The organism is Comamonas sp. w2-DMI, assembly GCF_040187735.1.
Lineage (GTDB): Bacteria > Pseudomonadota > Gammaproteobacteria > Burkholderiales > Burkholderiaceae_C > Comamonas > Comamonas terrae.
Map to the genome: position 1 here is coordinate 1 of NZ_JBANEL010000076.1, position 1,501 is coordinate 1,501.

Here is a 1,501-nt window from a genome sequence, read left to right on the forward strand (position 1 = left end):
ACCCCCGATCTGTGCCCGATCTGTGCCCAAAGCGGCGCTTGCGCGGCCGCTTCCTACCCGCCAGACTCGCCAAAAAGGGCGGTTGAACTTCCTATACCCCGGCGTCCAGGGCGTCAAAGATCAGGCAGCGCCTGCGTTCGAGAGGATGATCTTCATCGCCTTCTCCTTGGCGCCATTGAGGAATACCTGATAGGCGTGCTCGATCTCGGCCAGCTCGAAGCGATGGGTAATCATCTTCTTCAACGGAAGCTTGTCGGTCGAGGCGACCTTCATCAGCATGGGCGTCGTGTTCGTGTTCACCAGTCCCGTGGTGATCGTCAGGTTCTTGATCCAGAGCTTCTGAATCTCGAAGTCAACCTTGACGCCATGCACGCCGACGTTGGCGATGTGCGCGCCGGGCTTGACGATCTCCTGGCAGATGTCCCAAGTCGCCGGTATGCCCACCGCCTCGATCGCAACATCGACTCCCTCTGCCGCAATCCTATGCACGGCTTCGACAACGTTCTCCGTGCCGGAGTTGATGGTGTGCGTTGCCCCGAGCTCCTTGGCGAGCTGGAGGCGATTCTCGTCCATGTCGATCACGATGATGGTCGAGGGGGAGTAGAACTGGGCGGTCAACAGTACGGACATGCCGACGGGGCCCGCGCCGACAATAGCCACCGCATCGCCCGGCTGGACATTCCCATACTGGACGCCGATTTCGTGGCCGGTGGGCAGGATGTCGCTCAGCAGGACGGCGATTTCGTCGTCAATTGTCTGGGGGATCTTGTAGAGGCTGTTGTCGGCATGCGGGATGCGGACGTATTCGGCCTGCACGCCATCGATCATGTAACCCAGGATCCACCCGCCGTCGCGGCAATGGGAGTAAAGCTGCTTCTTGCAGTAGTCGCACGAGCCGCAAGAAGTGACGCAGGAAATCAGGACCTTGTCGCCTTTCTTGAACTGCGTGACACTCTCGCCCACTTCCTCGATGACGCCTACCCCTTCATGGCCCAGGATGCGCCCGTCGGCGACCTCTGGATTCTTGCCTTTGTAGATGCCGAGATCCGTGCCGCAGATCGTGGTCTTCAAAACCCGTACTACTACATCCGTGGGCTTTTGAAGGGTGGGCTTGGGCTTGTCTTCAAGCGAGATCTTGTGGTCACCGTGATAAACCAGAGCTTTCATGTGTGCATTCCCCTTCTGAAAAAACCATAAACCATTGTGGTCGTCTGAAACGGCGCGCCAAGAATGGCATCGTTTTAAAAAAACACTGATCGGAAGTCTTTCCAATCCAGGCAATGGTGCCGTTGATGTCCGGTGCCTATTGTCGGTGCCGTCCATTCCTATCCATGACAGCCTGTATCATAGCATGCAGCGTTATTAATTAGACGTTAATGCGCAGCACGAAACACCACTCGGCTGCGCGGCCAAGCAGGCGTTGCATTTCGGTGTGCAGCACGGATTGCCCGAATGCGTACAGGTGCTCGCGCACGCGCTCGGCATCGTTCTTGCGGAATGC

1 protein-coding gene is annotated in these 1,501 nt (G+C 57.7%); it reads right to left on the minus strand.

The annotated features are described in order from the left end of the window. Positions 1 to 120 precede the first annotated feature (120 nt). Positions 121 to 1,167, minus strand: a complete 1,047-nt coding sequence (locus tag V8Z74_RS26130; protein ID WP_034032855.1) for a zinc-dependent alcohol dehydrogenase family protein — start codon at positions 1,165 to 1,167, stop codon at positions 121 to 123. Positions 1,168 to 1,501: the final 334 nt, after the last annotated feature.